The organism is Janthinobacterium goodfellowi, assembly GCF_051380695.1.
Classification (GTDB): Bacteria; Pseudomonadota; Gammaproteobacteria; order Burkholderiales; family Burkholderiaceae_D; genus Janthinobacterium.
On the sequence record NZ_JBNYXN010000001.1, the window covers coordinates 1,622,687 to 1,648,773 of the forward strand.

Consider the following 26,087-nt stretch of genomic DNA (forward strand, 5'->3'; position numbering starts at 1 on the left):
ATAATTGGGCATCGTTGGATTCGAGGTAGTAGTGCAGTTTGTCTGTCATTTCTTTCTTGCTTCAAACGATATAACGGGCGCAAGCCCAACTTAACTGAAATAGGAAATTGTAATGGCAACTGGCATCGTAAAATGGTTCAATGATTCGAAGGGTTTCGGCTTTATTACCCCTGACGAAGGCGGCGAAGATCTGTTCGCTCACTTCTCGGCTATCCAGTCGAACGGCTTCAAGTCCCTGCAAGAGAACCAACGCGTTTCTTTTGAAGTGACCGCTGGCCCTAAAGGCAAGCAAGCTTCGAACATTCAGCCAATCTAATACGCTGGATCAAACGAAATAAAGAAATCCTCGGTCTCCGAGGATTTTTTTTCGCCTGAATTTCCGTGAGGTAGGTGTTTTGCGTGGGCTGCGTGCTCTGTTTGGCATGCTTGCGTCGCCGTGCAGGTCGGCTTGGCGCTTGCGCGTAAGCCGACAAGGGCGGTGTTGGCAAAATGTATGGGCTGGTGTCGGCTTACGCTGCGCTAAGCCGACCTAAGCCGACCTACGCCGACCTACGCCGACCTACACCGGCCTGCGCCGACCTGCGTCAAGCTACGCTCTACCAGTGCGGCCGGCGGTGACTAGATTGCTCTCTCGCGCCAGTAGTCGGGTTGGGAATACGCATGCCGTAAAAAATCCACGAACGCCCGTATGCGCAGCGGCAGATGGCGGCGCTGGGCGAACACGGCATAAATATCATTGCCCGGCGCGGCGAACTGGTCCAGTACCGTCACCAATTGGCCCGATTCGATCTCCGCACCCACTTCCCACATCGAGCGCCACGCCAGGCCCTTGCCGGCCAGGGCCCAGTCGTGCAGCACTTCGCCGTCGTTGCACACCATATTCCCCGCGACCTTTAGAATTACATTCTTGCCGTTTTCGCGGAAGGTCCAGCCCCGCTGGCTGCCCTCGCTGCTGATGGCCAGGCAATTGTGCTTGGCCAGGTCGGCCGGGATGCGCGGCGTGCCGGCCCGTTTCAGATAGGCGGGCGAGCCGACCAGCACGCGCTGGTTGTCGGCCAGCTTGGTGCTCACGAGCGAGGAATCGGACAGGCTGGCGATGCGGATGGCCACGTCGATGCCTTCGCCGATCAGGTCGACGAGGCGGTCGTTCAGGTTCAGCGAGACCGTCACGTCGCGGTGCTCGGCCACGAAAGAGGGAATCAAGGGCGCCACGTGCTGGCGTCCGAAGCCGGCCGGCGCGGAAATGAGCAGATGGCCGCTGGCCTTTACGCTGCGCACGGCCACCGCCGCTTCCGCCTCTTCCAGCTCACCGAGGATGCGCTGGCAATCCTCGAGGAAGGCGGCGCCTTCGTTCGTCAGCGCCAGCTTGCGCGTCGTCCGCTGCAACAGTTTCACGCCCAGGCGCTGCTCCAGCGCATCGAGGCGCCGGCCTATCATGGCCGGCGCGATGCCTTCCGCGCGCGCGGCGGCCGACAGGCTGCCCCTGGCGACCACTTCCACGAAGGTCGATATTTGTCTGAACTGGCCCATATGCTGTGCTCGCTATCTTGTTACTTGTGATAAAAACGCATAGATGAAGTGATTTTTAATCTCGTTTCCATGCCTTATAGTGCAATACTATAGAACAAACGCGCCGCCCGGCAGAGTGTTTTTGCGCCTCTGTCCAGCTTGCCCGCGCAGTCGTTCGGCTTATACTTGGATCATCAGATTACTTTTGCTTATATTTATTAAAAACCGGAGAACTTCATGACGCAAAACACGATCGCACTTCCCGAAGGCATGCAAATCACGGGTGACATCGCCCCCGGCTACGAACAGATTTTGACGCCGGCAGCGCTGGCGCTGGTGGCCAAGCTGACGCGTGCATTCGAACCGCGCCGCCAGCAATTGCTGGCCGTGCGCGTGGAGCGGGCCAAGCGCCTCGACGCGGGCGAGCGTCCTGATTTCCTGCCAGAAACCGCACACATCCGCGATGGCGACTGGAAGATCGCACCGATCCCGAAGGCGCTGGAATGCCGCCGCGTGGAAATCACGGGTCCCGTCGAGCGCAAGATGGTCATCAACGCCTTCAACTCGGGCGCGGACAGCTACATGACGGACTTCGAGGATTCGAACACGCCGAACTGGGATAACCAGATCACGGGCCAGATCAATATGTTCGACGCCGTCCGCAAGACGATTTCGCTGGAGCAAAATGGCAAGTCGTACAAGCTGAACGACAAGATTGCCACCCTGGTCGTGCGTCCGCGCGGCTGGCACCTCGATGAAAAGCACGTGCTGGTCGACGGCAAGCGCATTTCCGGCGGCATTTTCGATTTCGCCCTGTTCATGTTCCATAACGCCAAGGAACAGCTGGCGCGCGGCGCCGGCCCGTATTTCTATCTGCCGAAGATGGAATCGCACCTGGAAGCGCGCCTGTGGAACGACATCTTCGTCATGACGCAAAACGAGCTGGGCTTGCCACAAGGCACGATCAAGGCGACCGTGCTGATCGAAACCATCCTTGCCGCGTTTGAAATGGATGAAATCCTGTATGAACTGAAGGAGCACAGCTCGGGCCTGAACGCGGGCCGCTGGGATTACATCTTCTCGTGCATCAAGAAATTCAAGCTGGACAAGGATTTCTGCCTGGCCGACCGCGCCAAAGTCACGATGACGGCGCCCTTCATGCGCGCCTACGCCTTGCTGCTGCTGAAAACCTGCCACAAACGCGGCGCGCCAGCGATCGGCGGCATGGCAGCCTTGATCCCGATCAAGAACGATCCGGAAAAGAACGACATCGCCATGGGCGGCGTGCGCAACGACAAGGCGCGCGATGCCACCGACGGCTATGACGGCGGCTGGGTTGCCCATCCGGGCTTGGTCGAGCTGGCCATGGGCGAGTTCACCAAAGTGTTGGGCGACAAGCCGAATCAGATCGACAAGCAGCGTCCCGACATCGACGTCAAGGCATCGGACTTGCTGAACTTCCAGCCGGAAGCGCCGATCACGGAAGCGGGCTTGCGTTACAACATCAACGTGGGCATCCACTACCTGGGCAGCTGGCTGGCCGGCAATGGTTGCGTACCCATCCACAACCTGATGGAAGATGCGGCCACGGCCGAGATCAGCCGCTCGCAAGTATGGCAGTGGATACGCTCCAGCAAGGGCGTGCTGGAAGATGGCCGCAAGGTGACGGCAGACATGGTACGCGCCATGATTCCGGAAGAGCTGGCCAAGGTGCAGCGCGATGCGCCAGGCGGCAACGGCCCGACCTATGTGCGCGCCGGCCAAATCTTCGAGGAAATGTCGACGTCGGAATCGTTCGCCGAATTCCTGACCTTGCCGCTGTATGAAGAAATCTGATCCTGATCAAATAACAGCATAAAAAAATCCCGGCGATGCCATCAGCATCTGCCGGGATTTTTTATTGCAAAGGGATGCGTTTAAAAATTATTCTTCCACATCCGCAAGGCCGCAAATGCCTCCACGGGCGAAGCGTCGCTGGCCAGTTTGCCCTCGACCTTCAGGCTCGTCAAAATTGCCGGTTCGCGGTAGCGCAGGAAGGGGTTCGTGGCTTTCTCAAGGGCAATGGTCGACGGCACGGTCGACAAACCCTGCTGGCGCTTTTCCGTGTCGATGGCGATGCGTTCCTGCAAGGCCACGTTGCCCGGCTCGACGGCGTTGGCGAAGCGCAGATTGGACAAGGTGTACTCATGCGCGCAAAATACCTCGGTATCGTCGGGCAGGGCGGCCAGCTTGCCCAGCGAATCGGCCATCTGGCCCGGCGTGCCTTCGAACAGGCGGCCGCAGCCGCCGGCAAACAGGGTATCGCCGGAAAACAGCCATGGTGCGCCGCTGCGCTCGTCGCGCTGGCGCACATAGGCGATATGGCCCTTGGTATGGCCGGGCACGTCGATGACGGTCATCTGCAGGCCCAGCTCGGCCACATAGGCGACATCGCCTTCGGCAAGCGGTTCCGTGATGGCTGTGATAGCCTCATTGCGCGGGCCGAAGACGGGCACGGCGAAATGCTGCAACAATTCAGGTACGCCACCTGTGTGGTCGGCGTGGTGATGCGTGAGTAAAATGGCGGACAAGGTCAACTGATGGGCTTGCAGCGCATCGAGGATGGCCATCGCATCGCCGGGGTCGACCACGGCGGCGTGGCGGCCGTCATGGATCAGCCACAGGTAATTGTCGGCGAAGGCGGGCACGGCAAGTACCGATAAAGCGTGTTCAGGGGAGTGTGTCATGAGCAAAAGAGAAAACTGAATGGACAGTGTGGCATCCGAAAAATCCATTATAGCGCTTGACGGCTGGTTGCAGACCCCGGCCGGTCTCTACGTGCGCGCCTGGGAACAGCAATGCCTCGACAGCCTGACCGTCGACATCTTCGGTTACAACGCCGTGCAAATCGGCTTGCCGCAGCTCGATGCGCTGGCGGCCAACCGCATGCCGAACAAATGGCTGCTCGATTCGCGCCTGCCGACGCGTCCACCGCAAGAGAGCCGTTTGACCCTGGTGTCGGCCTTCGACGAGTTGCCGTTCGACTCGCAAAGCCTGGACCTCGTGGTCTTGCCGCACGTGCTTGAATTTGCCGCCGAGCCGCACCAGGTCTTGCGCGAAGTCGAGCGCGTGCTGATCCCCGAGGGGCGCGTGATCGTCTGCGGCTTCAACCCGGCCAGCCTGTGGGGCATGCGCCAGGGCCTGGGGCGGATCACGGGACGCCACTATCTGCCGCAGGCAGGCGAGCTGATCTCTATGCCGCGCATGAAAGACTGGTTAAAATTGCTGAACATGGGCGTCAGCCAAAGCCACTTCGGCTGCTACGCACCTGCCTGCAGGACAGAAAAATGGCTGCGCCGCAACGCCTTCATGGACAAGGCGGGGGCGCGCTGGTGGCCATATCTGGGCGCAGTGTATATAGTGCAGGCGATCAAGCGCGTCAAAGGGATGCGTTTGATCGGTCCGGCGTGGACCAAGAAACCGGCGACGGCGCCCGCAGGCGCACCGGTCACGAATAAAAGGCGGGAACAGCAAGATGGATAAGGTAGAAATTTACGCCGATGGCGCATGCAAGGGCAATCCCGGCACGGGTGGCTGGGGCGCGCTGATGGTGGCCGATGGCGCCAAGAAAGAAATTTACGGCGGGGAACTGAATACGACAAATAACCGCATGGAATTGAAGGCCGTGATCGAGGCCTTGACGGCGCTCAAACGTCCCTGCCAGGTGGTGATGTATACCGATAGCCAGTACGTCCAGAAGGGCATCAGCGAATGGATCCACGGCTGGAAGGCACGTGGCTGGAAAACGGCGGCCAAGGCACCCGTAAAAAACGTCGACCTGTGGCAGGCCCTCGACACGGCCCAGGCCGTGCATGAAGTGGAATGGCGCTGGGTACGGGGCCATAATGGCCATCCGGGCAATGAGCGGGCCGATCAGCTAGCCAACCTGGGCGTGGAAACCGTGCGCGCGTAAGCACCACCAACGTCGCCAGTTGTCATCGCAGGGCACAGGTTTGCTATACTGTGCCCTTCGCTTTTTGCTTTTACGAATGAATCCGCCATGCGTCAAATTGTTCTCGATACTGAAACCACCGGCCTGAACCCGCGCACGGGCGACCGCATCCTGGAGATCGGGGCGGTCGAACTGAACAACCGCATGTTGACGGGGAATAATTTCCACCATTACATCAATCCCGAGCGCGATTCGGAAGAGGGCGCGCTGGCCGTCCACGGATTGACGACGGAATTTCTCAGCGACAAGCCGAAATTCGCGGAAATCGCCGACGAATTCCGCGCCTACATCGCCGGCGCCGAACTGATTATCCACAACGCCCCCTTCGATATCGGCTTCCTCAACGCGGAATTCAAGCGCCTGAACCTGCCGCCCGTGCACGAACAAGTCGCCGGCGTGATCGATACCCTGGTGCAGGCGAAGGAAATGCATCCGGGCAAGCGCAACTCGCTCGATGCCCTGTGCGACCGCTACGGCGTCTCGAACGCCCACCGCAAGCTGCACGGCGCGCTGCTCGACTCCGAATTGCTGGCCGACGTCTACCTGGCCATGACGCGCGGGCAAAACAGCCTGAGCATGGAAGAAGAAGTGGAAGTGGCCGCCGACGGCGCCGTGCTGGAAATCGTGCCCTTGGCCGAAGTCATCTTCCAGAGCGCTACGGCCGACGAGCTCGCCGCCCACGCAGCCACCATCGCCGGCCTCGACAAGGCCGCCAAAGGCCAGTGCATCTGGACTGCCGTCACGTCGCCGCCAGCGGCCGCCTGAGAAAAAAGCGGGGCACGGCAAATTTCCTCTTGCCAGCCCTTGCGGATGCCGCAACACCTATGCGATAATTCGCCTCGCTTCGGGAGGTTAGCTCAGGGGTAGAGCACTGCATTCACACTGCAGGGGTCGCAAGTTCGAAACTTGCACTTCCCACCAAGAATTCGTTTGATATCAAAGGCTTACACTAATCTAGTGTAGGCCTTTTTTGTTTGGTATGAAAAAAGTATGAAAAATCCGCTTCGGACCTGCCTGGACGAGGCCGGACAACGGACAATGCGTCTATTGCATAAGTCCATAGAGTGATACTTTTCAGCCAGGCATCGAGCGCTCTGCATGTTACCTCTAGGTACCGGACTTCGATTCAATGGCAGCAAAGTGCGAATCCCCCGTGCCGCAAAAAACACCTGAAAAATTACCATTCTGGGCTAATGCCGTTCAGCGAAAGTTTCGTTTCAAGACTCGAACACCGAAACGTTGATGCAATACCTGCACGGCCCGATCCCAAATGTCAATCAGACCGTTCTTCATTGGCGATCTCGGCTAAACGGATTGACGCAGTCGTTGCAGCAGGGCTGGCAACTTGCCGCAAGAACGTACGAGAGCGGCCCAGTGCAATTCATATCGGATCAGGTTGAAAGCGCGCATGACGTTGATTTGGATGCGGACGAGTTTGATTGCTGTGGGCTAACAATAAAGTTTGACACAATCTGCACGACTCTCCAGACCTCCGATGCCGACCGCTATCGCCCCAGGCTGTGTGAAAACTCCAAATCTTAAAATATTCGTGGCTAGGATTACCATTCCCAGCACCGAGAAAACGGCGTTGCGTGCGTTTTGAGAGGCCGATTTTTTTGAAGGACCAGAATTTTTCTGCGTTTTCACATAGCCTGGCCCCAAAGCGGCCATTGCAGGCTATACCAAGATTTTAACGAAACGCAGGCGTTTTTCTTGGTAGCCGTTACGCTCATAAAACAGATGCGCTCGGGTACGAGCACTGCTGCTGGACAATTCAAGCTGTGAACAACCATGCTGCAACGCAAACGCTTCCGCAGCAATTAATAGGCTTGCTCCGACGCCTGAACTCCTGCGTTCGTCGTCCACTACCAAAGCGGATAGGAGACCCCAGGTGCCTCGAACATGTAACGGCTTTATGGTATGCACTACCGCAACTCCGACAACATTTCCGCCATCCTGCGCTACAAATACCTCGCCCGACGAACTTTGACGTAGTTCATGTAAGTATCTTTCGACTTGCTCGACTTCGTTTGCATATCCTAGTTGTGCCAATAGCTCGACGATACGTTCCAGGTCGTCGGTTGCAGCTTTACGAATGTTCATTGTGGGTATAGGTTCAAACAGCATTTTTCAAGAACTGTACTTCCTCTTCTAGCCGATTGTTGTCGTCTTAAAAGCGGACTAATAATTAAACTTGACACGGCGGAGCACTCCTAACGAGCACACTACGTAAGATTCAATCCACCATCTGATAGCAGGATTTCACCAGTGAGATAGTCCGATGCAACCAACATCGCAACGGCTTGCGCAATGTCCGCTGGGCTAGCAGCTCGTCGCATCGGCGAGCGATCCTTCCAAAGTTGCTGCGCCTGAGTCCAATCTGCGGTAAGTGGTGTATCGACCAAACCGGGGGCGACGGCATTTACTCGGATGTCGGGCGCAAGTGAAACAGCGAGTAGCCGTGTCATATGATTTAAGGCCGCCTTCGTGGCTGAATATGGAATCGATGCGCCCTTCGGGCGGACGCCAGCATGTGAGCTGATGTTGACTATGCAGCCGGGACGACCGTGGCGTTTCGAATCACGCAATGCTGCTTCAGCCTCAGCTATCAAACGGAAAGGAGCAACCACGTTCACTTCGTAGAGTTCATGCCACACATCGGGCGTCGCGGCATCCAAATCTGCGTGCGGAATAACACGGCAGATCCCTGCGTTATTAACCAGAACATCCAGCCGCCCCCATGCCCCAATCGCCTCGCGGATCAGTCGCACTCTGTCATCATCATCGGCCAAATCAGCTTGCACATAAATTGCCGATCCGAGTTCGAGTGCTAGTAGCTGTCCGGCCTCTACCGAATTGCGCGAATGCAATACGATTGAATATCCTTCACTCGCAAGCCTGCGGGCAATTGCCACACCGATGCCCGAAGTCGAGCCGGTAACAAGTGCAACGGGAACCTGAGTCATCATATAAGCCTATAGCGTTTAATAGTTTTTAGGAAAGTGTACAACATCTTGATGGGCGTTCTGCTCACTTTTGTGAAGGCCTGCATTTGGCCGAAAGAAGTCTAGACCATCGCGACTACTCCAGCTGGCGGCAAGTCCTCAGCCTTTGCGACCGCGTGCCCACGTGAGACGAGAAAAGCTTTTGTAGCGGCGTAGAGTTCGTTGTCGTCGATGAGCCTTGCCATCAGCGCTCCTTTTGCGTTTCTTCGCGCTATCACTAGCGAGTTCAGCACGAAATACTCAGTCCATACGGAGCCGTCAGACTCTAGCGCTCGTAGCACATCGATTTCAGTTATTCCCATAGATTCACTTTCTGTACGTCTGCTTCTGGCCGGCATCGGCCATCATCGTGGCTGGCGAGCAGCTACTTTCCCTGCAGGGTGCCTGAGATTTTCTTCCCGTCCGCATAACGTCAGACTTCCCCGAACGCAGAGGTGGTTTCCTTGCTCTGATTGAGTTCTATGGTTCCGGATGTTCAAAAAGCATGTAACGCCGCAGCCAAGCCTGAAGTTCCTTCATTCCGGATGGTGGCTCGCGCCTTTTCAGTGCACACCTCCAGTAGCAGTCGATCCAGTAGTTTCCCCACACGGCGGTAAATCAGTTCCTTGGACTGCTCCGGTACCCTAAGCTCAGGTGGCATCGATGGATGGTAAGACGTGACTACCCGAGGCAGCGGCCGCGTCGCCAATGCGATAGAAACCCAAGCGAAGCTGCGGGAAAATCGTGATGCAAGCGGCCGCGAACGGTTACCTTGCAGCGGGGGGACCAGTGCCGCTGCTCTCCCTTACCACCAGCGACGATGCAAGCTGCCGCTGCCGCGGCGGCGCACCCGACAATTGCGCGAGCAAACTGTCGACCAGCGCTTTGCCTGCGTCGATCATCGGCGTGCGCACGGAGCTAAGTGGAGGCTGAAAATTGGAGGCGGTGATGATGTCGTCGTAGCCGATGACGCGCACGTCGTCCGGCACTTTTTTGCCGAGCGCCGCCAGCGCGCCGATCGCGTTCATCGCCATCGGGTCGGTGGATGCGAAGATCCCGTCGAACCCGCCGTCGCGGGGATAGCGCTCGGCGATCACGGCGACCACCGATTCGCGCGACTGGTTGGCCGCCAGGGTCAGGTCGGCGGCGGGGACCAGCCCGCGCGCGTGGTGGGCCTGCAGATAGCCGGTGTGGCGCTGACTGATCTCGGCAGCGCCGTGTCGCCGAGGCGACTGCCGCAGGTGCGACACTCTCTCTTAGCGTGTTGAAGACAAACCCAGCAAAGGCGCTACTGTATGCGGCCAACTATGGCAACGCAGAGCCTTGATCTCCCGGGCGCGCCTGATGAAGTATTCACGCTTCAGAAAAACTCTCTTTGATATCGGGAGCGCGTTCTGACACAGTCCGCCCCGAAAGCGGGCCTTCAAATCTAAGTTCAAGCACACCACTCTTTTGATGGCGACAGTTGGCCGCGTGTTCGCTTCAGTCTCAAAAATCGACAATTTGCTTGGTGTCCGGCTCGATGTGAATGAGTGTGTCAAGTATCTGGATCAGTGGCGGATTGCCATACACCGACTCGACCATCGCCACGTAATCAGGTCCATGCCACCGATGCGCTGCCTCGAAACTCTTCCAAATGAAGACGCCGCCACCCAGTAGGCTTTTCTGATCAAAGTAATAATACTTCTCGATAAGATCAACATTTTTTGCCCATTTGTTCGCGCTCTTGCGGTACATGTCGAGTGCGCGGACACGAGTCGTACCAGGCGCAAGGTTAAACGATACGAGTACGGTGATCATCGCTGAACGCTCCGATCGGCAACTGCTTCGCTCATTGTGACGCTATCGACATTCGCGTTGCTATCTGCGCCATGAAAGGCGCCGGCGTTGGCATCGGCGCGGACACTAGCGATCATCGCACGCTGATGCCGATACTCTTGCGTCACGCCGCCATACCCATAGGCAGTGGCCCGGCAATCGATGATGTGCACATTGGAATGCGGGTGAATGTTTCCTATCATCCGTGACAACAGCTCGAATGCAGCTCGATGGAACACGGCCTTCTGCGATTTTGTGTTGGTTTCGTCAGTAATCGTCACTTCAAGCCGGAATGAATTTTTGCCCAGTTCTGCCAATGAACGCCGGCCAATAAACCAATGTTCGTGAGGAAAGTACTGGATCATCACCATCGTCTGGCTTGGCTCCTTGTCAAGCACTGAGCACGTTAGGCTGGTCAGTTCTTTTGCGAAACGTTCGGTTTGATCGTGATTCTCACGACCTGATACTCTGAGCATAATGCCTGGCATGTCAACCTCGAAGCTGTTGTGAAGGGACCTTGAGTTTGCAATAAAGCTTTCCAGCTGAAAAGCGGGAAGATATGATGGCATCCATCGATAAAACAAATGGATAGACATGCGCCGCTTTGACCTCGAGCTTTTGCACACTTTGGCAACGGTTGCCGAAGCCGGGAGCCTATCCGCGGCTGCCGTGCGTTTGTCCCGCTCACAGTCGGCAGTGAGCGAACAAATCCGCAAGCTCGAAGAATCCTGCGGGCTAACACTTTTCTTGCGCGGAAAAAATGGTACGACCTTGACCCCAGTGGGGGAGCGCCTTCTCGGTCATGCCCGCGGAATATTGTCACTAAGCGATGCCGCCTACCTGGACATGCAAGGCATCTCGTTAGCCGGTGAGCTTAGGTTGGCAATCACCGATTATTTTGAACCAGCAGGGCTCGCGACGATTTTAAAGCGGCTCCATGATCAATATCCAGCGTTGCGGTTGCATGTTTCAGTACGTAAGAGCGTGCAGATCGAACAGGAATCGGGTTCTGGGGAATTTGATATCGGTCTGTCGATGCGGATTGTCGGGCAACCGATGATCGATTCGGCTAGGCGCGATAGTCCTTATAAATGTATTCCGATTCGACGTGAGCGCCTGGCATGGGTCGCGGCGCCTTCGTTTGCATTGCGAGAACCCGAGCCGCTACCATTGATTGCGCTGCCTGACACCTGTTCGCTTCAGCGGTACATGCTTGCGAAGCTTAGGGATAGTAGTGTGACCCATTTCGTTGCGCATTCCGCATCAGGAGTCGGAGGACTCCAATCGGCGCTATCAGCGGGGCTTGGCGTGGCGTGCCTCAATGCTTCGGCAGTGCCGGCGAACGTAACGACTTTTCGTGGTCGTAAAGAATTGCCGATAATGCCCGACGTCGAATTCAATTTGCTTGTCCCTCAAGTCTTCAAGACAGCTTTCGCTGCCGAGGCGGCAGAACTGCTAGCCGAGCAATTTAGGCAGGGCGCGTCTCAGAATTCGGCTTGTAATGTACGTTAAACTTGCGTATGGGGTGTTCGCCCAATTCCCGTCCGAGCGCAGGGGATAAATCTAGAGTCGCGGAAAATCCGTAGATGAGGTCTAACGTTCCTGTTCAGTGGCGGCGTGGACGCCGTCCGCTGAAAGCTGTTGTTCGACAGCGCTTACCCGCGATCAGGCCTCGCTCATGGACGCCAACAGCCAGCGACGAAGGATCGCATGGGCATCGCTATCTGGATCAAGGTATTCCATGTGACCCGTACCCGGCAATTCGAGGATCTCTACAGTGTCACCTGCTGCCTCTGCTGCCCTTGCGTAGCCTCGTGAAAGCTCGATGGGGACCGCATCATCGGCAGTGCCATGAAGAATGAGCTGTCTGACGCGCAAGGGGAGCATCTCCATCGGCGATGCTGCACGAAGTCGGTCCGGATACAGTCCCGGAGGGCCACCAAGCAGTTCTACCACTGCTTCACCTCCAACCTTTCGGACGTAAGCCTCGGCAAGGTCAGCAACAGGTGCCAATCCGACGACAGCCCGTATATGAACTCCTGGCAATGAGGTGTTTCGAGCGTGACTGCGCCCAGCACCCCACAATGCGAGATGGCCACCGGCAGAGTGGCCGATCACGATGACGCGGTCAAGATCGACGTCAACGCCTCCGACACAAAGGTCCGCCAGGTAGTCGATGCCAGCGGCAACATCGTCCATTGTTGCCGCCCACCCGGCCTGAGGCGCACCCAGCCGGCGGTATTCCATATTCCAGACGGCAAGGCCGTGGGCTACCAAGTCGCTAGCGATGGCGGTCATCTGATCACGACCATAAGGCATCCGCCAAAACCCACCGTGCAGCAGGCAAACAACGGGCGGCCGTGGTGTAGCGGGAAGGTACAGATCCGCTTGCTGGTCGGCGGACGCGCCATATTGGACGGTCTGCATCGTGAAACGCTGTTCGGTCTTTTCCATGCTTGTTTTGCCCCGCCTATCGAACCTGAAGTTGACATCAACGACGTTGACGCGTTAATGCAGACAGTATGATCTCTAAACCCATGATCAAAAGTGAAAAATTGACGTGGCGTATTATTGCTCTGCCCATGGAGTACAAATTGGCGCTGCCTCTACCTGAAGATGTTCTATGAGTGCCTGAATCGCATGCCGCAGTGTTGCGCCGCTCACGGGATCATGTGCGATGGCAAGCGGGTCTGCCTGCTTGCCCGGCAAGTGGAGCGTGGCGCAAGCATCGTGGATGATCGTTGCCGACATCGTTTCCAGGACCAGCTTCAAGGCGGCTTGCGCCGCGGATGCTCTCGGCGAGGTATTGAACAGCGCGACGGGCTTGCCCGGAAAATCCGGACTGCCTACCAGCCAATCGAGCATGTTCTTGAACGATCCGGGTATGCCGCGCGCGTATTCGGGGCAGGCAATCAGGAGGCCGTCCGCCTGACATACGCGGCTGCGCAAGTCAACGATGCTCTGGGGGAGGTTGGCATCGAGGTCTGGAGTAAAGTGAGGCAGCTCGCCAATCGCATCGTAGTGTTCGATGACGACGCCTGGCGGCGCCAGCAGGGCAGCCGCGATGAGTGTCTGCGTGTTGGACGATGCAGCGCGCAAGCTGCCGGACAAGGAAAGTAAACGCATGTTGAGTGAACCGTGATCGATCGGGTGGGTAGTATGGCATGTCCGGCATACAGCCGGCACGCGCTGTGGCAGCTAGCTGCCGTCGGGATGGTGCCGGCGCAGTCAAGGCGGCACGCGTTGACTGCGTCAGGCGCGGGGAAGCAATGCTTGAAGATGCGCGAAGCCTGCAGCCTGCGCGAAGTCGGGAAGCCGCCAGATGGCGCCGTTGGCACCCCAGCTGCCATCGGCCACATGATGCAGGATGACGGACGTCGCCAACGGCCGTTGCTCGGTCTCTGGCAGAGACTGCTTGAAGGCCGTGTGCACCAGGTCGACGTACATGGCCTGGGACGCACCGTCCAGGACGCCAGCCGGAACGTAGATCACGGCAAGGCAGGGCAGTAGCTTTGCGCTCATGTCGCTTGCGCCGCAGGTCCAAGATCCTGGCTCCACTTCGTCGATGATCACCCAGCACATCGACCGCTTCCGCGGGTCGTCGGGAATTTGCTCCGCGGCGGCGGCGGCGTCGTTCAGCTTTTTTACCAAGGCGGCGCGATGTTCGGTTGGAAATGCATCTTTCGGTATCTTGACGAGAATGTTAGGCATGGTCAGCTTTTCTGTGTATGAATCGGAGCTTGTATTACAACCTCGATTGATGCAGAATGACAGTGTCTGTTTTGACATATTTCGAGCTTTTTCAGCCAATGCATGATTTCACGGTTCTTGTCCTGCCAGGCGCTTTTGCGTCGAGTGTCGCGTTGACCCTGGATATTTTATCGGCTGCGGCGTCGCTGGCTGCAACGGTCGCTTGCGCCACGCCGCGTTGGCGCGTGGTTGCCATGCAGGGCAGTGTCCAGCTTAAGCACGGCATGAGCATCGACGTCCAAATTCTGCCGAAAACCGCCCGCCCGGATGGTACTACCTGGGTCGTGCCCGGCCTCGGCATGGAGAGTCCGCGCGCCATCAAGGAGCGCCTGGCGCAGCCCGACGCGCTGCGCGCCGTGCAGGCCTTGCAAGCGCATGCGCAAGCAGGGGGGAGCGTGGCGGCGTCATGCTCGGCCGTTTTTCTGCTGCAGTCCGCCGGCCTTCTGGCTGGGCGACGGGTCACCACGTCATGGTGGCTGGCGCCGCTATTGCAGCAGCTGGAGCCGGGCTGCGTGGTCGATGCCGACCGCATGGTGATACGCGATGGAGCGCTCGTGACCGCCGGAGCGGCGCTCGCGCAGACCGATTTGATGCTGCACCTGTTGAGTACCCAGTTCAGTCCGGCGCTCGCCGACGCCGTATCGCGCGCGTTGTTGATCGATGGCAGGCAATCCCAGGCACAATTCATCGTTCCCGCCATGCTCGCCAATGGCAACGAATTGATCGCGAAGCTGGTGTCGCGTTTCGAGTCCGCCTTGCCTGATCCACCCGGGGTTTCAGCGTTGGCGGCGGAATTTTGCATGTCCGAACGCACGCTCTCTCGGCACGTACGAGCCGCCACGGGGCGCAGTACGTCGGCCTTACTGCAGAGCGTACGGCTCAACAAGGCACGCATGCTGCTCGAAACGAGCAAGTTGACGGTCGAGCAGGTGGCTGAACGCGTGGGCTATGTCGATACGAGCGCACTCCGGCGCCTGATGCGCAAAGTGACAGGAGTGACGCCGCGGCAATTTCGGCCGGCAGTTTCGCCCCCAATGTAACGAGCCAAGCAACTCAGAGCGGCAGCGGGGCAATCTGCGCACCGCAGTCAGGCTACCGGAATACCCAACCTCAAAGCAGACTTGGCAACGTTCTCTTCACAACCTGCCGGATGTAGCGCGCTAAGGTTACATCTCCGGCCGTAATGCGGACAGAAGACTTCACAAAGGCGACAGGCTGCGAGGTTATCCCGACAATTCGACGCGATACGTGGATGCCTTTCGCATCTGCCAAAGCATCCAGACGATACCGAGACCTACCGCAATAGCGCCGACCCAAGCCGTACTCGTCAGGCCCATCGCTTCCAGGCTGGCGCCTCCCAGCAGCGAACCCAGCGCGATGCCGCCATTGAAGCCTGCGATATTTAGGCCAGCCGCGACTGCCGGCGCTTGTGGCGCGTGGACGTGTGACAGCCCGATTACCCGTGCTTGCAAAGCAGGCACCGCTGCATAGGTCAGTGCACCAAGCAGGCCTGTCAGAAGTACCATCAACGGCAGCGATGACGCCGAAAACCATACCAGCAGCAGTACCGCGGTCAGGCCTGTCAACACAATCATCACAGCAAAGTCCGCGCCCTTGCGGTCGGCCAAGCGTCCGCCCCACACGTTGCCGATCGCAGCCATCACGCCGTAACCCAGCATCAGCAGGCTGCTGTTGCTTTCGCTGATCCGTGTGACTTGCAGCAGGACCGGCGAGATGTAGGTGTAGAGCGTGAAAGACCCTGCATAGGCCAGCACCGTGATGCCAGCCCCGGCCAGCAGGCGGGGATTGAACATGGCGTTGAGGCCATCCATCGCGTTGGCCTGCACTGAGCCATCGTCGCGATCCGTCGGCATCAGGGCTAGCAAGCCGATGAATCCGATAGTGCCACTCGCCGCCACGGCCATGAAGACGACCTGCCAGCTCAACGTGCTGCCCAGGTAGGTGCCGAGCGGAACGCCCAGCGCCAGAGCCAGGGTCAGGCCACCGAATACCACCGCAATCGCCGCGCCGGAACGCTGCCGGCCCGCCAGTTGCGTGGCAACGCTGGAGGCCACGGCGAGGAACACGCCATGCCCCAGTCCTGACGCAAAGCGAGCGATCAACATGGGCGTTAGTGCATCGGATTGGCTGACCACCATGTTGCCCAGCGTAAACAGCGCCATTGCAAGCAACAATAATCTCTTGCGCGGCCAGCGTGTGGCCAGTGCCGTCAGACCCGGCGCACCGATCACCGCGCCAAGTGCATAGGCCGTGACCGCCGTGCCGACCTGGCTGACGCTGGCATGCAGGTCAGCGGAAATGGTGGACAGCAGGCCGATGGTGACGAACTCGGTGAAACCCAGAGCAAACGCACAGAGTGCGAACACATAGATGACGAAAGGCATGCGCTCGTTCATGGCTCAGGCCCAATCCGTTGAGGTAGCCGCCAGCCGTGACAGCATCGTTTCGGTCACGCCCTTGGGGGTGAAGAAATCGACTGCATCGCCGGCATGGGCCTGCACCCGGTATGGATGCGTGGCTTCGGAGAGATAGACGCCGCTCTGTGCGGTGCCGGGGGCGCAGGACGGTCCTCTGCGGTCGTGGTCGATCGGGACGAAAAGAATACGTTGAGTCATCATAGGCTCCTGCAAGCGGATTGAGCACGTCGTCATGGGCTTCCTGAGGGAGCGCGCATTGCGACATGAAGTGCTGGGAGTGTCATTCTGATGATTTTGATATATCCTTGAAATGAGCAAAATAGACAAACACTTTCTACGGAATGACCCAAATGGCTTTGCGCAATCTGGATGACCTCGCGGTGTTCGTGCGTGTGGTAGAACGCCACGGTTTTTCTGCTGCCGCACGCGACTTGCACCTCGCACCCAAGACGGTCAGCAAGCAGATCGCCCGCCTGGAGCGAGCACTGGGTACCACACTGTTCGAGCGCAATACGCGTAACCTGCGCGTCACCGGCGAAGGCCGCGCCATCGCCGAGCGGGCGCGGGTCGCCTTGGCGGTGCTGGAAGAAATGCAGGAACTGGCGACCGGCGCCAGCCAGGAACTGATTGGCATCATCCGATTGACGGCGCCCATGCCGTTCGGCCGCAAGTTCGTGGCGCCGGCGATCCACGACTTCTGCCGCCTGCATCCCCGGGTCGGCTTCGACCTGCGCTTGTCCGACCAGGTGCAGGATCTGTACAGCGACGATCTGGACCTGGCGATCCGCATGGGTGAGCTGACCGATTCGCGATTGGTGGCGCGGCGCATAGCCGACAATCGACGCATCCTGGCGGCATCTCCTGCCTATCTAGAATTGCATGGACAGCCCGCGCAGCCGGAAGAGCTGGAACAGCACAACTGCCTGGTATTCGCCTATCCGGGGCTGCTGCAAAGCACCTGGCCGCTGCGCAAGGGCCGCCGGGAGATGCCTATCTCGGTCAGCGGTACGCTGTGCAGCGACAGCGGCGACGTACTGCATGCGTGGTGCCTGGCAGGGCTGGGCATCTCGTTGCGCGAAACCTGGGACATTCACGAGGAATTACGCGATGGGCGACTGGTGCGCGTGTTGCCGGAATGGGAAGCCTCGCTCTCGAAATTCAGCATTGTTCGGGCGCGGCGAGAGCCTGTGCCGCGTCGGCTGACGGCGTTCAGCGATTTTCTGTTCGATCGCTGGCAGCAAGCGCCGTGGGATCATTGATATCACTCCCTGCTGTTGGCGCATCGCATACGTCTCTACCGGCCGCGAAGCTTCGTAGAAAATCTTGTAGGGCTTACCCACTGTTCGTCCAGCGTGTGACGCTGGCGGGTGAGAGGTCGTCGATAGTGCTTCGTCCCCGGTCGAGCGCCACCTCGCGCACGTGCTTGGTCTCGTCGGCCCTGAAGAAGCCCTCCATCAGCCGCATATTGGAGTTGGCGATGAGTGCACGGGCGATGCCGACGTGCTGGTGCCTGGCCGTCCCGCTACAGGCGCACCCTAAGGGCAGCCGCATGAGCGGCGGATGCGCATGGCCGCGGGCATGCGCACCACGCTGCGCGCCGCGTCCGGCTCCCTCATGCGCCGGATCAGCAAGCTCACCGCGCGCGCGCCGATGTCTTCCAGCGGCTGGGCGGTGACGGTTAGGCTGGGGCTGTACAGGTCGGCCCAGTCGAGGTCATCGAAACCGGCGAAAGCTATTTCCCCCGGTATCGCCACGCCTGCTTCCTTCAGCGCGCGCATCGCACCCAGCGTCATCAGGTTGTTGCCGGAGACGATGGCGCTGGGCCGGTCGGGCAGGGCCAGCAGCGCGTGCACGGCCAGGCGCGCCGGTTCGACGCTCGATTCGCCGCACGCCACCAGGCGCTCGTCAATGGCCACCCCGGCCGCCGCCAGCGCCCTGCGGTAGCCCTCCAGCCGCTCGCCGCTGGTCGAGTTCCACTGCGCCCCGGACAAGTAGCCGATGCGGGTGTGGCCGTGTCCGGTCAAGTGCGCCACCAGCGACTGCATCGCCTCGGTGTTCTCGACGCCGACCTGGTCGAATGGTGTCGGCAGCAGGTGGTCGACCAGCACCGCCGGGATCTGGTTGGCCTCCAAATACTTCAGCGAGCGCAGCGCGCCGTCGTTGGTCGGCGCCATCAGGATGCCGTCGACCCGTCGCTGGTGGAAGGCCTGGACCACGCGCAGTTCCTGCTCGGGGTCGTCGTGGGTGTCTGCAAACAGCATCATCAGGCCGGCCTTGCCGCAGGCGGTGTCGATGGCCCGGACGATTTCCGAAAAATAGTGGTTGGCGAACGTCGAGATGGCCACGCCTATCGTGCTCGTGGTCGAGCGCGCCAGCGAGCGCGCCAGCGAGTTGGGGATGTAGCCGGCCGAGGCGATGGCCAGACGTACCACCTGCTCGGTCTCCGGGTCGACCCGCCGGGTCCCGTTGATGACGTGGGAAACGGTGGACACGGATACGCCGGCAACCCGGGCGACGTCGTTCATGTTAGCCAAAGAGCGGCCCTTCCATTGTTTTGTGTTCAGTCGTGCAGGATAGCACGGCCAGGCGCAAGCGCTTGCGCGTAGAGATGGGGAAAATTGCAAAGTGTCAAAAAATAGTGGTTTTTTCACCGCGCAAGCGCTTGCGCAAGCGCTTGTATGTATCGTACTATCTATTCGGAGCTTGAAATGAGGAAGGCCGCCGGCACCGCGGCGAGCCCGTTTTATTGCACCGCGCGCAGACGCGGCCTCCGCACCAGCCGACTTGGCGGACCAGTACTACCTATATGGAGACAAGACAGATGAAAACATTGTTTAGCGCCTTGGCGCTGGCCGGAATGGCCGCGCTCGGCGGCAACGCTGCGGCCGCCCAGCCGGTGATCGGCGCCCTGATTCGCAACCTCGACGACCAGTTCCTCGGCGACTACGGCAGCAACCTGAAAAAGATCGCTGCCGCCAAAGGTGCAGAGCTGAAACTGATGGACGCCCACGGCGACATGGCGACCCAGCTCGACCAGCTCAACACCTTGCTTAGTCAGGGCGTCAAGTATTTCGTGGTGGTGCCGGTGGTGACCGAAGGCAGCGACCAGATCGCCCAGGCGATCGCGGCCAAGGGCGGTGGTGCAGCATTTTCCAACACGGCGCCGACGGTGAAGGCGCTCAAGACGGGGCGCAACTTCTTCCTCGCATCCTCGCCCGAATCGGTGGCTGGGCAGATTCAGGCCGGCATCGTCGACGACTACTTCAAGAAGTTTCCCGCCAAGCTGGGTCCCGGCAAGTCGATCAACCTGCTGATGCTGCTCGGCCAGCTGGGGCATCCGGCGCAGATCTACCGCACCCAGGCGGTGCTGGCGTCGCTGCAGCAGAAGGGCTACAAGGTCAATGTGCTGGCCAAGGACACCGCCAACTGGCAGCCGGAGGAGGCGCAGCAAAAGATGGACGCCTGGCTCAATGCCTACCGCGGCAAGTTCAACCTGGTGCTGGCCAATAACGATTCGATGGCGCTGGGCGCGGTCGAGTCGCTGGTCACCGCCAAGTATGTCGATGACCCGGCCCGGCCGGGCGTGGACGTCGACGGCGACGGCACCTCGCTGAAGGTACCGGTGATCGGCGTTGATGCCACCCCGGTGGCGCTGCGCTCGATGGCCGAGAAAAAACTCTACGCCACCGTGTTGCAGGACGCCGGCGAGCAGTCGGCGACGGCCTTTGAACTTGCCTACCTGATGGCCACCAAGGGCGCCGTCGGCGGCGCCACGGTGCGCGGCTACAAGCCGCTGGCCGTCGCCATCGACGAAGCGCCCGCCAACAACGCGGCAATCGTCGGGCAGGTCTATCTGGTGCCCTTCAAGGCCGTGACGCAGGAAAATTACAAGAGCTTCACGAAGAAGTGATGCGGACCAGCAGCGCGCGCCGCGACGCCGGCCGCGCGCTGTGTCACTGGAGGGGACGAACATGGATGGCACGCCTTACGTTATTGAAATGAACAACATCAGCAAGCGCTTTCCCGGCGTGCAGGCGCTCGACGGCGTTACGCTGCGGCTGCGCCCGGGCAAGGTGCACGCGCTGATGGGGGAGAACGGCGCCGGCAAGTCGACGCTGATGAAATGCCTGTTCGGCATGTATCGGCCGGATCAGGGCGAGGTGCGCTTGCGTGGCCAGGTGCGGCAGTTCCAGCATTCCCGCGACGCCCTCGACGCCGGGGTGGCGATGATCCATCAGGAGCTGGCCAACGCTCCGGCGCGCTCGGTGCGCAGCAATCTGTGGCTGGGCCGCGAACCGACCCGCCGGGTCGGGCCGCTGCGCCTGCTGGACCACCGCAAGATGCGCTCGGACACCGCCGCGCTGATGCACAAGCTAGGCATGGACATCGATCCGGACGCCATCATCGGCGAGCTCTCGATTTCACACCAGCAGGCGTGCGAGATCGCCAAGGCGGTCGCCTACGACGCCGCCGTCGTCGTCATGGACGAGCCGACCTCGTCGCTCACCGACAAGGAGGCCGCGCAGCTGTTCCGCATCATTGGCGAGCTGACCCAGCGCGGCGTGGCGGTGGTCTACATTTCACACAAGATGCACGAAATTTTCCAGATCGCCGACGAGGTGTCGGTGATGCGCGACGGGCGCATGCTCGGCACCTACGACGCTGGCGTGATCGACGAGGAGCAATTGATCCAACTGATGGTCGGGCGCGAGTCGAGTCAGCGCTTTCCCCCGCTCGACAGTGTGCCAGGCGCGACACGCCTGAAGGTGAGCGCACTCAGCTCGCCCGACCCGCGCTCCTTCCAACAGGTCAGCCTGGAATTGCGCCGCGGCGAGATCCTCGGCATCGGCGGCCTGATCGGCGCCGGCCGCAGCGAGTTCGTCGAGGCCCTGTTCGGCCTGCGCCGGGTGGCCTCCGGCAGCATCGAGATCGACGGCAGGGCGGTGCGCATCGGCAGCAGCCGCGAGGCCATCGTCCGACGCATGGGCCTGGTCACCGAGGACCGCCGCGGCTCTGGCATCTTCCCGCAGTTGTCGATCACCCGCAACACGGTGATCTGCTCGCTGGGGCGCTATATGGGCCGCTGGCGCACGCTGCAGCACGCCCGTGCTGGCGCCGAGGCGGCGCGGCTGAACCGCCAGCTCGGCACCCGCAGCGCGTCGATGGAGACGCCGATCGGCAGCCTGTCGGGCGGCAATCAGCAAAAGGTGCTGATCGCGCGCTGGCTGATGACCGATCCGGACATCCTGATCATGGATGAACCTACCCGCGGTATCGACGTCGGCGCCAAGTTCGAGATCTACTCGGTCATGGCCGAGCTGGCGCGGCAAGGCAAGTCGATCATCATGGTGTCGTCCGAAATGCCCGAGCTGATCGCCATGTCGCACCGCGTCATGGTGCTGTGCGAGGGCCGCCACACCGGCACTCTTGAACGCGCCCACGCCAGCCAGCACGAGATCATGCGCCTGGCCACGCAATACCGCTGACGCCGGCGCCGCCCCGCGCCGTCCCACACCAAAAACGGAGACAATCTAGCATGAACACCCTGACCAAGGTGGCCGACGAGGCCGCCACCCCCGGCGCGCCCACGCCCCGTCCCACCCCGGCGCCGGCACCGGGCCGCCGCCTGCTCGCGTACCTGCGCGCGCGCACCAACCTGCTGACCTTTGTCGTGCTGGCCACGGCGCTGGCGCTGCTCACCGACGGTGCCTCGCTGTCGCCGGAATCGATCAAGAACCTGGCCGTGGCCGAGTCGGTGCGCGCCCTTGCCGCGCTGGGGGTGGGCATGATCATCATCACCCGCGGCATCGACCTGTCCATCGGCGCGGTGGTGTGTCTGGTCAGCAGCGTGGCCGCCTCGTTCGCCCAGAACAGCGACTACGCCGCCGCGCTGTATCCGGGCGTCGTGTTCCCGCTGTGGTTGCCTGTGCTGGCCGGCGTGCTGACCGGCGCCGCCTTCGGCCTGCTCAACGGCCTGCTGGTGGCGCTGGCGCGCATCCCGCCCTTCATCGCCACGCTGGGCACGATGTCGGTGGCCTTCGGCTGTCAATTGATTTACACCCGTGCCAACGTGGTCGGCAGCCTGACGGACGCCTACAAGGAGATTGGCCAGGGCGCCCTGTTCGGCATACCCCACCTGGCGCTGTTCGCGTTGCTGGCCGCCGCCGCCGTGTACCTGATGCTGGCCCACACGCGCCAGGGCGCCAGCCTATACGCCATCGGCGGCAACCCTGCCGCAGCGCGGGTATCGGGCATCAACGTCAAGCGGGAACTAGTGATGGTGTATCTGTACGCGGGCGTCCTGTACGGCATCGCCGGCGTATTGCTGTCGAGCCGGCTCGGCCTGGCCAACGCCCTCACCGGACGGGGCATGGAGCTCGACGCCATCGCCGCCGTGACCATCGGCAGCGTCTCGCAAAGCGGCGGCATCGGCACCGCCGGCGGCATGGTGCTGGGCGTGCTGACGCTGGGGATCATCAACTACGGCATGACCTTCCTCGGCGTCGACTCCTACTTCCAGCTGGTGATCAAGGGTGGCATCATCATCGTCGCCGTCTACTTCGACATGAAAAAAACCGCCAGCGGCGAATAAGGGAGACAAACATGCTTGTTGGAATTCATCCCTGCGTCAGCCCCGAGCTGCTCTACGCCCTGGCGCGCATGGGCCACGGCGACGAGATTGCCGTGGTCGATGCCTACTATCCGGGCCACAGCAACAACGACCTGGTGATCCGCTGCGACGGCAGCACGGCGGCCGAGCTGCTGGCAGGCGTGCTGCCGCTGCTGTGCCTGGACGACTACGTCGCCGCGCCGGTGGCGATGATGCAGCCCGAAGCGCATGACCGCTGCGACCCGGAACTGGAGCGCGACTTCCGCGCCGCCATCGACCGCTGCTGGCCGGGCACGCCGGCGATCGCCCACATTGCCCGCCAGGAGTTTCTGGCGCGCTCGCGCGCCGCCTTCGCCATCGTCGTCACCGGCGAGCGTCGCAAGTACGGCAACATCCTGCTACGCAAGGGCGTGCCGGGGCCACAATGAGCGCCGTCGCCGACACCGTTGTCGCCGGCAAGTCGACACTGATGAAGATTTTGAACAGCGTCTAGCGCCAGGACGAGGGCGAGGTGGTGCTGGCCGGGGTGCCGGCGCAGCTGTCCGGGCCCCGTTCGACGCAGGCGCTGGGCCTGGCGATCATCCATCAGACGCTCAACCATGTGACCGAGCTGAGCTTTTGCGAGAATTTCTTTCTCGGGCGCGAGTTGCATGGCCCAGCTGCGCTGGCTGGCCGAACTGGGCCTGCGGCTTGATCCGGGCCGCAGGCTAGGCGAGTTATGCGTGACCGAACGCCAGCTGCTGAAAATCGAAAAGGCCATGCTTTCGATGGCCAGCGCGACCAGCCAGGTCAGCGGGAGTCATCTGGCCACCTTCGCTGGCGATCTTGCGCAAGCGGTTTTGGCGTATCTGCCGTTCGATGCCAACAGGTTGGTCAAGCACCTGCCAGACTTTGAGGCATTCGATGTGTTCGGGCATGTGGCTCGAGTTCGGCTTGGCGATTCAGTCCAGCACATCAAGGCGAGGCTCAAGATGGCTCTGGCTTTACCCTTCCCAGTATCACGCTTGGCCTCCTTGCTTCCTGGTTGACGATGGTGCTGCGATCAATGTCGTGTCGATGATGGTTTCCTGGCTTCGTCTAGTATCCATTGAGCAAACGCTTTTATTGGCTCCCCGCTTAATCCGACCGACTCAGGAAGGACAAGACAGAAGGATTTGGAAATTGCTTTCCCCTCTGGCCATGGAGCGACCAACCGTCCTTGAGCAAGTTCGGTTTCAACGTAGAGGCGCGGTACTAACGCGACACCGAGGCCAGCCAACGCAGCTTCGATCAACATCGCATGAAGATCGTAGCGTGCACCAATCGCTGGATTGGTCAGAGGGATTCCAGTCTCTTCTGAGTAGCGTTGCCAAGCCTCGGGGTTCTGTCGCCGGTGCAGGCGCGGCAGGTTATCCAGTACGGTTGTGCCTTCGTCTCCTGTCAGAATCTCTGGATGGCAAATCGGAACCAACACCTCATCCAAAAGGTGGTAAGTCCTCATTCCCGTCCAGGCCGGATGCTCGAAATGGATTGCGGCATCGAACCCGCTGCCGGCAAGGACGAAGGGGTCCATGCGTTCGGCAAGATGCACAGTGATGTTCGGATGCTTCTGCTGGAATTGTGACAAGCGAGGAATGAGCCACCGCATCGCGAAAGTCGGGATGACGGCTATGTCGAGGCTAGCACCATCGACTGGCTGTCCCATCAGGTACTGGCTGTCTCGTTCCAGCCGGTCGAGCGACTCGCGCACTTGCGCCGCATAGCGCTCCCCGTTGGGCAATAGCCGGACGCGATTTCCGACTCGCTCAAACAACATCACGCCGAGAAAGGCTTCCAGTCGGCCAATCTGACGGCTGATGGCCCCTTCCGTCAGTGACAACTCCGCCGCCGCTCGGGCGAAACTGCCATGGCGGGCGGCGGCCTCGAATGCCATCAGTGCAGCGTTGCTGGGGATCTTCCTGCGCATGAGAGTTCCTGATACAGAGCAAGGCAATGACTCACCTTGATTTTTAATCATGGAAGCATACCAAAAAATCGATTTATACGGCGAAATTCAGGTCGCATAATGACTAAACATCAACAATCAACGCCGGCGCGCAACGCTGCCGGTCACAAATGATCTTATGATTTATACAGTCGAATGCAGCTTTGCCGATCCAGCCAGTGAAGCAGAGTGGAATCATTTCTACAGTCTGGAAAAACTGCCCGCACTCATTTCAGTGAGCGGGTTCCACACCTCGCAGCGCTTCAAAGCCTTGAGCGCCGGATGCCCTGTCTACCTCGCCATGCATACGATCGACGATCTCGACGTACTTCATGGAGATGAGTATCGCCGGAAAGGCGGCGGCAATTTCGCGCGCTGGCAGCAGCACATCAGCGACTGGCACCGCAATCTCTATGGCGGCCTTGACCGCGCACCTGCCATCGGTCAAGACGAACTTCTGGTGACGAGTACAGTCGGCCCTGAGCCGCTCATCGAAATGGGCCTCATTCCTTACCGGATGCAAGCTGTCGAATTGGAGAGGTTCCCTGAACATCGATGGATGGCGAAGATGGGGCGGACCATTGACCTCGGCATGGAACATCTTCCGAAGGGCGTCCATCTGTATGCGCCTATGACCGGCCAATTGACGAGTGGCAGTGACATCGCTCTCCAAATCTCGCGGTAGAGCCAAATGCCCAACGTTACGATTTTCATACCAAGCGAAAAGATGCCGTCAGATGGAAATCTGGCGGAACTCACCGATCAATGCACCCAACTTTGCACAGGGATGCTTCAAGCTGCGCTGGCGAATGTACACATCATCTATGTTGCTGTCCGTCATGGCCGGGGGAATCATCAGGCATATGCAGAAATCAAATACCGCCTTGAACCGTTCAGGACGAAACCCGTCATGGATTTCTTTATGGAAAAACTGGATGGCATCATCAAAGGAAATACCGGCCTTACTGCACGCATCCGTTGCTTTGGCTACGCGGCCCCGGCCATTCATGCACGCAACTGAATA

The 26,087-nt window shown here is 60.0% G+C and carries 29 protein-coding genes and 1 tRNA gene; 16 read left to right on the forward strand and 14 right to left on the reverse strand.

The genetic code is table 11. From position 1 onward, the window contains the following. Nucleotides 1-112 precede the first annotated feature (112 nt). Entirely contained in the window at nucleotides 113-316 is a 204-nt protein-coding gene (locus ACQ4WQ_RS07270; RefSeq protein WP_010398811.1) for a cold-shock protein, read from the forward strand. A 302-nt stretch (nucleotides 317-618) separates the two neighbouring features. On the opposite strand, the gene ACQ4WQ_RS07275 is transcribed toward ACQ4WQ_RS07270, so the two are convergent. Continuing rightward, nucleotides 619-1,530 carry a LysR family transcriptional regulator gene (locus tag ACQ4WQ_RS07275; RefSeq protein ID WP_436495728.1) on the reverse strand — a complete coding sequence of 304 codons (912 nt, stop codon included), beginning with the start codon at nucleotides 1,528-1,530 and terminating at the stop codon, nucleotides 619-621. Nucleotides 1,531-1,746: 216 nt separating this feature from the next. Between ACQ4WQ_RS07275 and aceB the strand changes: the two genes are divergently transcribed. Beyond that, nucleotides 1,747-3,345 carry a malate synthase A gene (gene aceB, locus ACQ4WQ_RS07280; protein WP_436495730.1) on the forward strand — a complete coding sequence of 533 codons (1,599 nt, stop codon included), beginning with the start codon at nucleotides 1,747-1,749 and terminating at the stop codon, nucleotides 3,343-3,345. A gap of 80 nt (nucleotides 3,346-3,425) precedes the next feature. Here aceB and gloB read toward each other — a convergent pair whose 3' ends face one another. Beyond that, nucleotides 3,426-4,235 (reverse strand): hydroxyacylglutathione hydrolase, encoded by an 810-nt coding sequence (gene gloB / locus ACQ4WQ_RS07285; RefSeq protein WP_326458525.1) that lies wholly within the window; start codon nucleotides 4,233-4,235, stop codon nucleotides 3,426-3,428. Between the two features lie 19 nt (nucleotides 4,236-4,254). Between gloB and ACQ4WQ_RS07290 the strand changes: the two genes are divergently transcribed. The 4 genes from ACQ4WQ_RS07290 to ACQ4WQ_RS07305 all read left to right on the forward strand — a co-directional run bounded on the left by ACQ4WQ_RS07290 (nucleotide 4,255) and on the right by ACQ4WQ_RS07305 (nucleotide 6,421). Continuing rightward, nucleotides 4,255-5,031 (forward strand): class I SAM-dependent methyltransferase, encoded by a 777-nt coding sequence (locus tag ACQ4WQ_RS07290; RefSeq protein WP_326458524.1) that lies wholly within the window; start codon nucleotides 4,255-4,257, stop codon nucleotides 5,029-5,031. Continuing rightward, complete coding sequence (rnhA, locus tag ACQ4WQ_RS07295; protein ID WP_326458523.1) at nucleotides 5,024-5,461, forward strand: ribonuclease HI; 438 nt, start codon at nucleotides 5,024-5,026, stop codon at nucleotides 5,459-5,461. Before ACQ4WQ_RS07290 ends, rnhA begins: the two co-directional genes overlap by 8 nt. Nucleotides 5,462-5,548: 87 nt before the next feature. Further along, nucleotides 5,549-6,265 (forward strand): DNA polymerase III subunit epsilon, encoded by a 717-nt coding sequence (dnaQ, locus tag ACQ4WQ_RS07300; protein WP_326458522.1) that lies wholly within the window; start codon nucleotides 5,549-5,551, stop codon nucleotides 6,263-6,265. 81 nt (nucleotides 6,266-6,346) lie between these two features. Beyond that, a tRNA-Val gene (locus tag ACQ4WQ_RS07305) sits at nucleotides 6,347-6,421 on the forward strand. Nucleotides 6,422-7,177: 756 nt separating this feature from the next. On the opposite strand, the gene ACQ4WQ_RS07310 is transcribed toward ACQ4WQ_RS07305, so the two are convergent. From ACQ4WQ_RS07310 to ACQ4WQ_RS07330, 5 genes are all read right to left on the reverse strand, one after another. Beyond that, on the reverse strand, nucleotides 7,178-7,627 hold the full coding sequence (locus ACQ4WQ_RS07310) for a GNAT family N-acetyltransferase (RefSeq protein ID WP_436495733.1): 450 nt from the start codon (nucleotides 7,625-7,627) through the stop codon (nucleotides 7,178-7,180). A 98-nt stretch (nucleotides 7,628-7,725) separates the two neighbouring features. Beyond that, a complete protein-coding gene (locus ACQ4WQ_RS07315) occupies nucleotides 7,726-8,469 on the reverse strand; it encodes an SDR family NAD(P)-dependent oxidoreductase (protein WP_436495735.1) in 744 nt (247 codons plus the stop codon). Between the two features lie 782 nt (nucleotides 8,470-9,251). Next, complete coding sequence (locus ACQ4WQ_RS07320; protein WP_436495737.1) at nucleotides 9,252-9,734, reverse strand: substrate-binding domain-containing protein; 483 nt, start codon at nucleotides 9,732-9,734, stop codon at nucleotides 9,252-9,254. A gap of 238 nt (nucleotides 9,735-9,972) precedes the next feature. Further along, the gene (locus ACQ4WQ_RS07325; protein ID WP_436495739.1) at nucleotides 9,973-10,284 is read right to left on the reverse strand and encodes a hypothetical protein; all 312 of its coding nucleotides are present in this window, start codon (nucleotides 10,282-10,284) and stop codon (nucleotides 9,973-9,975) included. Beyond that, entirely contained in the window at nucleotides 10,281-10,898 is a 618-nt protein-coding gene (locus ACQ4WQ_RS07330; protein WP_436495741.1) for a tautomerase family protein, read from the reverse strand. The genes ACQ4WQ_RS07325 and ACQ4WQ_RS07330 overlap by 4 nt, the downstream gene beginning before the upstream one ends. Between ACQ4WQ_RS07330 and ACQ4WQ_RS07335 the strand changes: the two genes are divergently transcribed. Beyond that, the gene (locus tag ACQ4WQ_RS07335) at nucleotides 10,897-11,814 is read left to right on the forward strand and encodes a LysR family transcriptional regulator (RefSeq protein ID WP_436495743.1); all 918 of its coding nucleotides are present in this window, start codon (nucleotides 10,897-10,899) and stop codon (nucleotides 11,812-11,814) included. The genes ACQ4WQ_RS07330 and ACQ4WQ_RS07335 overlap by 2 nt on opposite strands. Before the next feature lie 153 nt (nucleotides 11,815-11,967). Here the strand turns inward: ACQ4WQ_RS07335 and ACQ4WQ_RS07340 are convergent, their stop codons facing one another. The 3 genes from ACQ4WQ_RS07340 to ACQ4WQ_RS07350 form a co-directional block, all read right to left on the reverse strand. After that, nucleotides 11,968-12,756: an alpha/beta hydrolase family protein gene (locus tag ACQ4WQ_RS07340; protein ID WP_436495745.1), complete on the reverse strand. Its 789-nt coding sequence runs from the start codon at nucleotides 12,754-12,756 to the stop codon at nucleotides 11,968-11,970. A 114-nt stretch (nucleotides 12,757-12,870) separates the two neighbouring features. After that, a complete protein-coding gene (locus ACQ4WQ_RS07345; protein ID WP_436495747.1) occupies nucleotides 12,871-13,428 on the reverse strand; it encodes an NADPH-dependent FMN reductase in 558 nt (185 codons plus the stop codon). Nucleotides 13,429-13,554: 126 nt separating this feature from the next. Continuing rightward, complete coding sequence (locus tag ACQ4WQ_RS07350) at nucleotides 13,555-14,013, reverse strand: tautomerase family protein (protein ID WP_436495749.1); 459 nt, start codon at nucleotides 14,011-14,013, stop codon at nucleotides 13,555-13,557. A 56-nt stretch (nucleotides 14,014-14,069) separates the two neighbouring features. On the opposite strand from ACQ4WQ_RS07350, the gene ACQ4WQ_RS07355 reads away from it, so the two are divergent. Continuing rightward, complete coding sequence (locus tag ACQ4WQ_RS07355; protein ID WP_436495751.1) at nucleotides 14,070-15,092, forward strand: GlxA family transcriptional regulator; 1,023 nt, start codon at nucleotides 14,070-14,072, stop codon at nucleotides 15,090-15,092. A 183-nt stretch (nucleotides 15,093-15,275) separates the two neighbouring features. Here ACQ4WQ_RS07355 and ACQ4WQ_RS07360 read toward each other — a convergent pair whose 3' ends face one another. Continuing rightward, nucleotides 15,276-16,469 carry an MFS transporter gene (locus ACQ4WQ_RS07360; protein WP_436495753.1) on the reverse strand — a complete coding sequence of 398 codons (1,194 nt, stop codon included), beginning with the start codon at nucleotides 16,467-16,469 and terminating at the stop codon, nucleotides 15,276-15,278. A 3-nt stretch (nucleotides 16,470-16,472) separates the two neighbouring features. Continuing rightward, a complete protein-coding gene (locus tag ACQ4WQ_RS07365; RefSeq protein WP_436495755.1) occupies nucleotides 16,473-16,691 on the reverse strand; it encodes a type 1 glutamine amidotransferase family protein in 219 nt (72 codons plus the stop codon). Nucleotides 16,692-16,840: 149 nt separating this feature from the next. Here ACQ4WQ_RS07365 and ACQ4WQ_RS07370 point away from each other — a divergent pair, with 149 nt between their 5' ends. Beyond that, a complete protein-coding gene (locus ACQ4WQ_RS07370; protein WP_436495757.1) occupies nucleotides 16,841-17,749 on the forward strand; it encodes a LysR family transcriptional regulator in 909 nt (302 codons plus the stop codon). A 276-nt stretch (nucleotides 17,750-18,025) separates the two neighbouring features. On the opposite strand, the gene ACQ4WQ_RS07375 is transcribed toward ACQ4WQ_RS07370, so the two are convergent. Further along, nucleotides 18,026-19,015, reverse strand: coding sequence for a LacI family DNA-binding transcriptional regulator (locus tag ACQ4WQ_RS07375; RefSeq protein WP_436495759.1), 990 nt, complete (start codon nucleotides 19,013-19,015; stop codon nucleotides 18,026-18,028). Between the two features lie 296 nt (nucleotides 19,016-19,311). Between ACQ4WQ_RS07375 and ACQ4WQ_RS07380 the strand changes: the two genes are divergently transcribed. From ACQ4WQ_RS07380 to ACQ4WQ_RS07400, 5 genes are all read left to right on the forward strand, one after another. Then, a complete protein-coding gene (locus ACQ4WQ_RS07380) occupies nucleotides 19,312-20,400 on the forward strand; it encodes a substrate-binding domain-containing protein (RefSeq protein ID WP_436495761.1) in 1,089 nt (362 codons plus the stop codon). 61 nt (nucleotides 20,401-20,461) lie between these two features. Then, nucleotides 20,462-21,976 (forward strand): sugar ABC transporter ATP-binding protein, encoded by a 1,515-nt coding sequence (locus tag ACQ4WQ_RS07385; RefSeq protein ID WP_436495763.1) that lies wholly within the window; start codon nucleotides 20,462-20,464, stop codon nucleotides 21,974-21,976. Nucleotides 21,977-22,026: 50 nt separating this feature from the next. Further along, on the forward strand, nucleotides 22,027-23,082 hold the full coding sequence (locus ACQ4WQ_RS07390; RefSeq protein ID WP_436495765.1) for an ABC transporter permease: 1,056 nt from the start codon (nucleotides 22,027-22,029) through the stop codon (nucleotides 23,080-23,082). An 11-nt stretch (nucleotides 23,083-23,093) separates the two neighbouring features. Beyond that, nucleotides 23,094-23,528 carry an RbsD/FucU family protein gene (locus tag ACQ4WQ_RS07395; protein WP_131687877.1) on the forward strand — a complete coding sequence of 145 codons (435 nt, stop codon included), beginning with the start codon at nucleotides 23,094-23,096 and terminating at the stop codon, nucleotides 23,526-23,528. 222 nt (nucleotides 23,529-23,750) lie between these two features. Then, nucleotides 23,751-24,128 carry a hypothetical protein gene (locus ACQ4WQ_RS07400; RefSeq protein WP_436495767.1) on the forward strand — a complete coding sequence of 126 codons (378 nt, stop codon included), beginning with the start codon at nucleotides 23,751-23,753 and terminating at the stop codon, nucleotides 24,126-24,128. 14 nt (nucleotides 24,129-24,142) lie between these two features. On the opposite strand, the gene ACQ4WQ_RS07405 is transcribed toward ACQ4WQ_RS07400, so the two are convergent. Further along, nucleotides 24,143-25,045 (reverse strand): LysR substrate-binding domain-containing protein, encoded by a 903-nt coding sequence (locus ACQ4WQ_RS07405; RefSeq protein ID WP_436495769.1) that lies wholly within the window; start codon nucleotides 25,043-25,045, stop codon nucleotides 24,143-24,145. A 157-nt stretch (nucleotides 25,046-25,202) separates the two neighbouring features. On the opposite strand from ACQ4WQ_RS07405, the gene ACQ4WQ_RS07410 reads away from it, so the two are divergent. Beyond that, entirely contained in the window at nucleotides 25,203-25,748 is a 546-nt protein-coding gene (locus ACQ4WQ_RS07410; RefSeq protein WP_436495771.1) for a sugar ABC transporter, read from the forward strand. A gap of 6 nt (nucleotides 25,749-25,754) precedes the next feature. Further along, nucleotides 25,755-26,084, forward strand: a complete 330-nt coding sequence (locus ACQ4WQ_RS07415) for a hypothetical protein (RefSeq protein ID WP_436495773.1) — start codon at nucleotides 25,755-25,757, stop codon at nucleotides 26,082-26,084. Nucleotides 26,085-26,087 lie beyond the last annotated feature (3 nt).

Excerpts from the sequence above, each read along its gene's own strand:
- ACQ4WQ_RS07270 (WP_010398811.1), top strand. The coding sequence starts at position 113 with ATGGCAACTGGCATCGTAAAATGGTTCAATGATTCGAAGGGTTTCGGC.
- ACQ4WQ_RS07275 (WP_436495728.1), bottom strand. The coding sequence starts at position 1,530 with ATGGGCCAGTTCAGACAAATATCGACCTTCGTGGAAGTGGTCGCCAGG.
- aceB (WP_436495730.1), top strand. The coding sequence starts at position 1,747 with ATGACGCAAAACACGATCGCACTTCCCGAAGGCATGCAAATCACGGGT.
- gloB (WP_326458525.1), bottom strand. The coding sequence starts at position 4,235 with ATGACACACTCCCCTGAACACGCTTTATCGGTACTTGCCGTGCCCGCC.
- ACQ4WQ_RS07290 (WP_326458524.1), top strand. The coding sequence starts at position 4,255 with ATGGACAGTGTGGCATCCGAAAAATCCATTATAGCGCTTGACGGCTGG.
- rnhA (WP_326458523.1), top strand. The coding sequence starts at position 5,024 with ATGGATAAGGTAGAAATTTACGCCGATGGCGCATGCAAGGGCAATCCC.
- dnaQ (WP_326458522.1), top strand. The coding sequence starts at position 5,549 with ATGCGTCAAATTGTTCTCGATACTGAAACCACCGGCCTGAACCCGCGC.
- ACQ4WQ_RS07310 (WP_436495733.1), bottom strand. The coding sequence starts at position 7,627 with ATGCTGTTTGAACCTATACCCACAATGAACATTCGTAAAGCTGCAACC.
- ACQ4WQ_RS07315 (WP_436495735.1), bottom strand. The coding sequence starts at position 8,469 with ATGATGACTCAGGTTCCCGTTGCACTTGTTACCGGCTCGACTTCGGGC.
- ACQ4WQ_RS07325 (WP_436495739.1), bottom strand. The coding sequence starts at position 10,284 with ATGATCACCGTACTCGTATCGTTTAACCTTGCGCCTGGTACGACTCGT.
- ACQ4WQ_RS07335 (WP_436495743.1), top strand. The coding sequence starts at position 10,897 with ATGCGCCGCTTTGACCTCGAGCTTTTGCACACTTTGGCAACGGTTGCC.
- ACQ4WQ_RS07330 (WP_436495741.1), bottom strand. The coding sequence starts at position 10,898 with ATGTCTATCCATTTGTTTTATCGATGGATGCCATCATATCTTCCCGCT.
- ACQ4WQ_RS07340 (WP_436495745.1), bottom strand. The coding sequence starts at position 12,756 with ATGGAAAAGACCGAACAGCGTTTCACGATGCAGACCGTCCAATATGGC.
- ACQ4WQ_RS07345 (WP_436495747.1), bottom strand. The coding sequence starts at position 13,428 with ATGCGTTTACTTTCCTTGTCCGGCAGCTTGCGCGCTGCATCGTCCAAC.
- ACQ4WQ_RS07350 (WP_436495749.1), bottom strand. The coding sequence starts at position 14,013 with ATGCCTAACATTCTCGTCAAGATACCGAAAGATGCATTTCCAACCGAA.
- ACQ4WQ_RS07355 (WP_436495751.1), top strand. The coding sequence starts at position 14,070 with ATGACAGTGTCTGTTTTGACATATTTCGAGCTTTTTCAGCCAATGCAT.
- ACQ4WQ_RS07360 (WP_436495753.1), bottom strand. The coding sequence starts at position 16,469 with ATGAACGAGCGCATGCCTTTCGTCATCTATGTGTTCGCACTCTGTGCG.
- ACQ4WQ_RS07365 (WP_436495755.1), bottom strand. The coding sequence starts at position 16,691 with ATGATGACTCAACGTATTCTTTTCGTCCCGATCGACCACGACCGCAGA.
- ACQ4WQ_RS07370 (WP_436495757.1), top strand. The coding sequence starts at position 16,841 with ATGGCTTTGCGCAATCTGGATGACCTCGCGGTGTTCGTGCGTGTGGTA.
- ACQ4WQ_RS07375 (WP_436495759.1), bottom strand. The coding sequence starts at position 19,015 with ATGAACGACGTCGCCCGGGTTGCCGGCGTATCCGTGTCCACCGTTTCC.
- ACQ4WQ_RS07380 (WP_436495761.1), top strand. The coding sequence starts at position 19,312 with ATGAAAACATTGTTTAGCGCCTTGGCGCTGGCCGGAATGGCCGCGCTC.
- ACQ4WQ_RS07385 (WP_436495763.1), top strand. The coding sequence starts at position 20,462 with ATGGATGGCACGCCTTACGTTATTGAAATGAACAACATCAGCAAGCGC.
- ACQ4WQ_RS07390 (WP_436495765.1), top strand. The coding sequence starts at position 22,027 with ATGAACACCCTGACCAAGGTGGCCGACGAGGCCGCCACCCCCGGCGCG.
- ACQ4WQ_RS07395 (WP_131687877.1), top strand. The coding sequence starts at position 23,094 with ATGCTTGTTGGAATTCATCCCTGCGTCAGCCCCGAGCTGCTCTACGCC.
- ACQ4WQ_RS07400 (WP_436495767.1), top strand. The coding sequence starts at position 23,751 with ATGGCCCAGCTGCGCTGGCTGGCCGAACTGGGCCTGCGGCTTGATCCG.
- ACQ4WQ_RS07405 (WP_436495769.1), bottom strand. The coding sequence starts at position 25,045 with ATGCGCAGGAAGATCCCCAGCAACGCTGCACTGATGGCATTCGAGGCC.
- ACQ4WQ_RS07410 (WP_436495771.1), top strand. The coding sequence starts at position 25,203 with ATGATTTATACAGTCGAATGCAGCTTTGCCGATCCAGCCAGTGAAGCA.
- ACQ4WQ_RS07415 (WP_436495773.1), top strand. The coding sequence starts at position 25,755 with ATGCCCAACGTTACGATTTTCATACCAAGCGAAAAGATGCCGTCAGAT.